Source organism: Parafannyhessea sp. (assembly GCF_051876455.1).
Classification (GTDB): Bacteria; Actinomycetota; Coriobacteriia; order Coriobacteriales; family Atopobiaceae; genus Parafannyhessea.
The window spans coordinates 1-6,022 of sequence record NZ_JBJEHW010000019.1 but is presented as its reverse complement, the minus strand read 5'-3'; the positions used below and the strand labels follow the sequence as shown (position 1 = coordinate 6,022).

Annotated in this window: 9 protein-coding genes; 6 read left to right on the top strand and 3 right to left on the bottom strand. The window is 68.2% G+C overall.

Going from position 1 to position 6,022, the window contains the following annotated elements; translation table 11 throughout:
* The 6 genes from ACI38Z_RS00815 to ACI38Z_RS00790 all read left to right on the top strand — a co-directional run.
* Positions 1–297, top strand: a 297-nt coding sequence (locus ACI38Z_RS00815; protein WP_439788293.1) for a DUF2273 domain-containing protein, incomplete at its 5' end; no start/stop codon positions are given.
* 70 nt (positions 298–367) lie between these two features.
* Positions 368–1,108, top strand: a complete 741-nt coding sequence (locus tag ACI38Z_RS00810; RefSeq protein ID WP_439788292.1) for an Asp23/Gls24 family envelope stress response protein — start codon at positions 368–370, stop codon at positions 1,106–1,108.
* Position 1,109: 1 nt separating this feature from the next.
* Complete coding sequence (locus ACI38Z_RS00805; RefSeq protein ID WP_439788291.1) at positions 1,110–2,459, top strand: MurT ligase domain-containing protein; 1,350 nt, start codon at positions 1,110–1,112, stop codon at positions 2,457–2,459.
* Positions 2,452–3,222, top strand: coding sequence for a type 1 glutamine amidotransferase (locus tag ACI38Z_RS00800; protein WP_439788294.1), 771 nt, complete (start codon positions 2,452–2,454; stop codon positions 3,220–3,222). Before ACI38Z_RS00805 ends, ACI38Z_RS00800 begins: the two co-directional genes overlap by 8 nt.
* A 2-nt stretch (positions 3,223–3,224) precedes the next feature.
* Positions 3,225–4,151 (top strand): ribokinase, encoded by a 927-nt coding sequence (locus ACI38Z_RS00795; protein ID WP_439788290.1) that lies wholly within the window; start codon positions 3,225–3,227, stop codon positions 4,149–4,151.
* A 45-nt stretch (positions 4,152–4,196) separates the two neighbouring features.
* Positions 4,197–5,246: an acyltransferase gene (locus tag ACI38Z_RS00790; RefSeq protein WP_439788289.1), complete on the top strand. Its 1,050-nt coding sequence runs from the start codon at positions 4,197–4,199 to the stop codon at positions 5,244–5,246.
* Between the two features lie 6 nt (positions 5,247–5,252).
* Here ACI38Z_RS00790 and ACI38Z_RS00785 read toward each other — a convergent pair whose 3' ends face one another.
* The 3 genes from ACI38Z_RS00785 to ACI38Z_RS00775 form a co-directional block, all read right to left on the bottom strand.
* Positions 5,253–5,432, bottom strand: a complete 180-nt coding sequence (locus tag ACI38Z_RS00785) for a hypothetical protein (RefSeq protein ID WP_439788288.1) — start codon at positions 5,430–5,432, stop codon at positions 5,253–5,255.
* On the bottom strand, positions 5,429–5,614 hold the full coding sequence (locus ACI38Z_RS00780; RefSeq protein WP_439788287.1) for a hypothetical protein: 186 nt from the start codon (positions 5,612–5,614) through the stop codon (positions 5,429–5,431). The genes ACI38Z_RS00785 and ACI38Z_RS00780 overlap by 4 nt, the downstream gene beginning before the upstream one ends.
* 149 nt (positions 5,615–5,763) lie before the next feature.
* A partial coding sequence (locus ACI38Z_RS00775; protein ID WP_439788286.1) for a hypothetical protein occupies positions 5,764–6,022 on the bottom strand: 259 nt, incomplete at its 5' end.

The following is a 6,022-nucleotide window of genomic DNA, read 5'->3' as shown; positions in this document are numbered from 1 at the left end:
GCGGCCGGCGGCGGCGCGGGCCAGCACGAGGGCTCGACCAAGGCGGGAAGTGCCTTTTCGCACGCCAAGAGCGCGACCTCGCACTGGCTCACCAGCAACTTCCCCGGCCACGAGAACGCCGTGTTCGGCGGGATCTGCGGCCTGGTCGTCGCGGTGCTGGTGTTTGCCATCGGGTTCTGGCACACGCTCTTCGTGGTGGTCTGCGTGCTGGTCGGCGTGGCCATTGGCCAGTACCTGGACGGCAACCCCACCGTGGTGAAGGCGTTCCGCAAGCTGTTTGGCGGCGGGGGAGAGTAGCCCCGCGCCCGTGCGGACGCGGCCGCGGCGCACGGCATGATTTCCCAAAGATTCCCGAGAGGAGTTTGCGATGTCGAACAAGAGGAATGGCAGGAAGCCCTGGGCCCACGCGGGATCCACCCGTGCCGACGACGCGGCAAGCCCCGCTTCCGACCCCGTCAAGGAGGACGAGACCATGAGCACGCTGGACGAGCCGGCAGCCGACGACGCCGAGTCCGTTGAGGAGATCGTCGCGAGCGTAGAGGCGACGGACGAGGCCGAGAAGGACGAGGCTCCGTCCGCGGACGCCGAGGGCGAGGCCACGGCCGCCACGGATGCGGACGCCACCGCCGAGGGCGAGGCGCCCGAGGCTCAGGCCGACGCCGACGCCGAGGAGGACCTGGACGGCGAGGACTCCCTCACGTTCAGCAACGGCGTTATCGAGAAGATCGTGGCCATCGCCATGCGCGACGTGCCGGGCGTGATCGGCATGAAGGGCGGCTGGCTCAACCGCGTGCAGGACGTGATTGGCGTGAGCGACTCGCGCAAGGGCGTGACCGTAGAGGTCACCCCGGACGCGTCCGTCCGCGTGAACATCAGCGTTCTTATTGAATATGGCGCCTACGCGCCGCAGGTCTTCGAGGACGTGAAGAAGGCCGTCGTGAAGAACGTCACGGGCATGACGGGCCTTTCCGTCGCGGGCGTCAACCTGCGCATCGAGGACGTGCTCACGGCAGACGAGGTGGCCGCGCGCAACAAGGCCGAGAAGGTCGCGGAGGACAAGGCCCTGGCCGAGGCGGCAGAGGCGAGCGTCGACGGGACGGCGGAGTAGCGTGGGCGTGAGGTCAGCCCTTGCCGTAGGCGCCGGAAGGCTCTCGCACTGGGGGCTGCACAGCGTGCTGCACCGCAGCGCGTCGCAGCTGCCGGGGCGCGTGGCCCTGGGCATCGACCCCAACCTGATGGGCGAGCTCGCGGGCAAGCTCCGCAAGGGCTCCATCGTGGTGTGCGGCACCAACGGCAAGACGACCACCAACAACGTGCTGGCCTCGGCCATCGAGGCCGCGGGCAACACCGTGCTCTGCAACCGCGCGGGCGCCAACATGGCCGCCGGCGTGACGAGCGCGCTTTTGCCCGGGAGGTCCGCGGACTGGGCCGTGATGGAGGCCGACGAGCTCTCCACGGTGCACATCCTGCCGAACCTCAAGCCCAGGTACCTCGTCCTCCTGAACCTCTTTAGGGACCAGCTGGACCGCGCGGGCGAGATCGACCATGTGCAGGACACCATCGTGCGCGCGCTGCAGGGCTCGCCGGAGACCACGCTTTTGGCCTGCGGGGACGACCCGCTGTGCATGGGCGTGGCGCGCCGCGCGGCGCAGCACGGCACCAAGGTGCTGGCGTTTGGCGTGGACGAGGACCTGCACCTGCCGGCGGACCGCGTGCCGGAGGCGCGCTTCTGCCAGGTGTGCGGCGCGGAGCTGGAGTACGACTGGCGCACGTACGCGCAGCTGGGCAAGTTCCACTGCCCCAACGGCGACTTCGCGCGGCCGGGCCTGGACTTTGCCGCGACCGGCGTGCACGTGGACCGCACGGGCGTGAGCTTTGACGTGACGGGCAAGGGGATCGACGGCAAGGTGCACCTGCACGCGGGCTTCGGCGGCGTGTACATGGCGTACAACCTGCTGGCGGCCTTTGCCGCGGCGTCGCTCGCGGGCGTCACGGGCGAGGAGTTCCAGCGCACGCTCGACGGCTACCATCCCGAGAACGGCCGCCTGCAGCACTTCCGCGTGGGCGGGCGCGAGGTGGTGCTCAACCTGGCCAAGAACCCCACGGGCTTCAACCAGAACATATCGCTGCTGCTTGCGGACGAGCGTCCCAAGGCGGCGTACTTCGTGATAAACGACGACTTCAACGACGGCAAGGACATCAGCTGGATCTGGGACGTGGACTTTGAGCGGCTGGCCGCAGAGCACATGCGCGTGATCTGCGGCGGGCACCGCGCCAACGACGTGCAGGTGCGCCTCAAGTACGCGGGCATCAGGGCCGACATCGCCAACAGCGTGGGCGAGGCCCTGGGCAAGTTGGGCAACACCGACCTTGCCGAGCCGTTGTACGTGCTCACGAACTACAGCGCGCTCTGGCCCGCGAAGGCCGAGCTCGAGAGGATGGGTGAGCGCCATGACTAACGCGTCTGCCGGCACGTCCGGCGCGGGCAGGAGCCTGCGCATCGCGCACCTGTACCCGGAGCTCCTCAACCTCTACGGCGACTCGGGAAACATCCTCGTGCTCAAGAGCCGCATGGCGTGGCGCGGTATTGAGCCGCAGGTTCTGGAGGTCCACGTGGACGACCGCCCGTCCTTCTCGGGCGTTGACATCGTCTTCATCGGCGGCGGCTCAGACCGCGAGCAGAAGATCGTGTGCGACAAGCTGCTGGCGGAGCAGGCGGAGCTGCGCTCCTTTGTGGAGGACGGCGGCGTGCTTGCGGCCGTATGCGGCGGCTACCAGCTGTTGGGCCACAGCTATCTGATGGGGGACGAGAAGGTCCCGGGCCTCGGGCTCGTGGACCTCTACACGGACCGGGGCGAGCCGCGCATCATAGGCAACATCGCGGTGGAGAGCCGCATCAGCCCGCAGCCCATCGTGGGCTACGAGAACCACGGCGGGCGCACGCACCTGGGCGAGGGCGTGGAGCCCATGGGCAAGGTGCTGTACGGCCACGGCAACGACGGCAAGTCCGGCTACGAGGGCTGCCTGTACAAGAACGTGGTGGGCACCTACGTGCACGGGCCGCTCCTGCCCAAGAACCCGGGCGTGGCGGATTACCTGATAGCGCGCGCCCTGGAAAGGAAGTATGGTAGTGCTGACCTCGAGCCCCTGGACGATGCCGAGGAGCTCGCGGCCAACAAGGTCATGTTTGACCGCCTGATGGCGGGCGAGGTGGAGGAGTAACCATGGAGAAGGTCGTCGTCTTCGGTAGCTTGAGCATGGACATGTCCGTGAGGTGCCGCGCCATCCCCCACAGGGGCGAGACGGCGTTTGGCTCCGACTTCCTGACCACGCCTGGCGGCATGGGCGGCAACCAGGCCGTCATGTGCTCCCGCATGGGCGCGGACACCTTCATGGTGGGCAAGGTTGGCGACGACGCCTACGGCCGCGAGCTCATGGCGTCGCTCGCGCGCCACGGCGTGGTCTGCTCCAACGTGAGCGTGAGCGAGGACGAGCACACGGGCATCGGCCTGGTGCTGCGCGGCGAGGGCGACAACCGCGCCGTGTACGACCCGGGCGCCAACGCCACCATCACCTACCAGGAGGTCCGTGCGGCCATCCACGGCCTGGCGGGCCACGGCAACGTGTTCCTGTGCCAGCTGGGCTGCGACCTGGAGGCCACGATGGAGTCCATCCTGTGCGCCAAGCGCAACGGGCTCTTCACGATCCTCAACGCGACGCCGGCCCGCAGCATCCCCGAGGACGTCTACAAGGCGCTCGACGTGCTGTGCATCAACGAGGGCGAGTGCGAGTTCCTGAGCGGCATCAGCCCGCTGGACGACGCCTCGCGCGAGAAGGCGCTGCGCTTCTTCGAGCGTCGCGGCGTCAAGAGCACCGTCATCACGCTGGGGCGCCGTGGCTCCGTCACGCTGGTGGACGGCCAGCCGGTCAAGGTGCCGTGCTTCTCCGTGGAGACGGTGGACACCACCGGTGCGGGCGACGCGTACGTGGGCGAGCTCGCCGCGCACATCGCCTTTGGCGGTGACATCCGCGAGAGCATGGTGTACGCCTCCGCCGCCGCGGCGCTCTGCGTCACCAAGGTGGGCGCGCAGGCCGCGATGCCCACGTTCGCGGACGTGGAGAAGTTCCTGGCCGCCCACAAGGCGGAGTAGCCGTCCTTCTCGCCCGCGTGGGCACGCGACGCAACGGGGACTGGCTTGACGGAACACGGGAAAATCTACTGCTTTGAGTGGGCGAGGGTGCTTGGCGCCCTCGCCATCGTCGCGCTGCACTCCATGCGCGTGACGGAGCTTGCCCCAGGGCTGGCCGCCGCGCACGCGCGGCTCTTTGGCGTGGAGGCCGTGCTGCAGATTCCGCTGGCGCGCTGGGCCGTGCCGGCGTTCCTCATGGTGTCCGGTGCCTTGCTGCTAGACCCAGGGCGAGAAATGCCACCCCGCAAGATCGGCCGCCACGTGTGGCGCATGGCCTTTGTGCTCCTGACCGTGGGGCTCGCGTTCTGCCTGATGGAGCAGGTGGCGGACGTGCGCGCGCAGACGGGCGCGACCACGCTCACGTGGGGCATGTTCGGGCGTGCGCTGCTCAACCTGCTGGAGGGCAACTCCTGGGACCACCTGTGGTACGTGTACGCGCTGATTGGCCTCTACCTGCTCACGCCGTTCATCCGCGGGTTCCAGGCGCGCGCCACGCGCCGACAGTTTGGGCTGGCCGTGGTGCTGGCGTGGGCGCTGCTCTGCCTGGTGCCGCTCGCGAACCTGGTGCTCAACGTCAACCTGTACCAGTTTGTGGACCTGAGCGGCGCGGTGGTCTACTACATGCTGGGCCGCTACGCCTACGAGTACCTTGAGCTTGACTGGCGCATCGTGCTGGCGGGTGTGGCATCGCTCGCGCTCTGCTGCCTGAGCGCGGGGCTGGGGCTGCGCTCGGCTGCGGGCGCTGAGGTGGCCGGTGCCGTGGCGCTGCCGCAATACGGGCTGGTCATGCCCTTCTCGCTCATGGTGTTTTTGGCGTTCAAGCGGTTTGCGAATCGCCCGCAGCGCGAGCGCGGCATCGCGGCGGGCCTCGCGCGCGACAGCTTTGGCATCTACCTCTTCCACCCGCTCTTTGGCCACCTTGCCATCTGGTTCACCAACTACGGAGCCATTCCCGTGCCCGCGCTGCAGCTGGGCATCTTTGTAGTGGGAGTGCTGGGTTCGGTCGCGATCACGCGGCTGCTCAGGCTTCTGCCTGGCTTTAGGGACAAGATCTAGCGGTGCCTACCTGGGACGCATGATGAGGGCGAGGGCGGAAAGGCCGATCATGACGCCGGGCAGGGCGCCCTGCATGAAGCCGGTAAAGTCGCCGCCGACGGCTAGTGCGACGTAGCCGATTGCGCCGCACACGAGGCCAATCAGGCCAATCGCGACCTGCGCGCCGCCGGGGTTGTTGCTGCTCATGAGGCACGCTCCCTTGGGAAGTCGTCGCGCCGCCTGGCCAGGATGATGGCCCGGGCGCTGTTGGTGACGGAGAACGAGACGACCTCGTAGCCGTCCCTCACGACCTCGTTGGCCTTCTGCTCCACGAGCTCGGCCATGCGGTCTGCTGCCGGGCTGTACGCCACGACGAACGCCTTGTACATGGGTGCCTCCTTGCCGAGGGGACCGCGCACGTGCCTTGCCCTGATGATATGAGGTGCGTGCGGGGGAGGGGTTCGCCGCGTGTAAGGGTTGCGTCAGGCATCGCGTGGCTGCCGCGACGTTCCCGTTGCCGTTGCGTTGGGGCGTGGGGTCAGTCGTCCGCGTTCTTCTCGCCCGCGGGCTGCTCGGGTTCATTTGCGGGATCTTCCGCGGGTCCTTTCTTGCGGCTGCCTGCGATTTTGCCCGCTGCCTCGGCAACCGTGAGGAAGAGCCGCAGCGCGACCTCCGTCACAAAGGGGGCGAAGAGGAACCTGATGCCGATCATGCCGTAGACGGGCGTGATGGAGCCGACCTCGACGCACACGACGACGGCGTTTGCGAAGGGCAGCGCGGCCATGTACGCAAAGATC

Excerpts from the sequence above, each read along its gene's own strand:
- ACI38Z_RS00785 (WP_439788288.1), bottom strand. The coding sequence starts at position 5,432 with ATGAGCAGCAACAACCCCGGCGGCGCGCAGGTCGCGATTGGCCTGATT.
- ACI38Z_RS00795 (WP_439788290.1), top strand. The coding sequence starts at position 3,225 with ATGGAGAAGGTCGTCGTCTTCGGTAGCTTGAGCATGGACATGTCCGTG.
- ACI38Z_RS00800 (WP_439788294.1), top strand. The coding sequence starts at position 2,452 with ATGACTAACGCGTCTGCCGGCACGTCCGGCGCGGGCAGGAGCCTGCGC.
- ACI38Z_RS00780 (WP_439788287.1), bottom strand. The coding sequence starts at position 5,614 with ATGTACAAGGCGTTCGTCGTGGCGTACAGCCCGGCAGCAGACCGCATG.
- ACI38Z_RS00810 (WP_439788292.1), top strand. The coding sequence starts at position 368 with ATGTCGAACAAGAGGAATGGCAGGAAGCCCTGGGCCCACGCGGGATCC.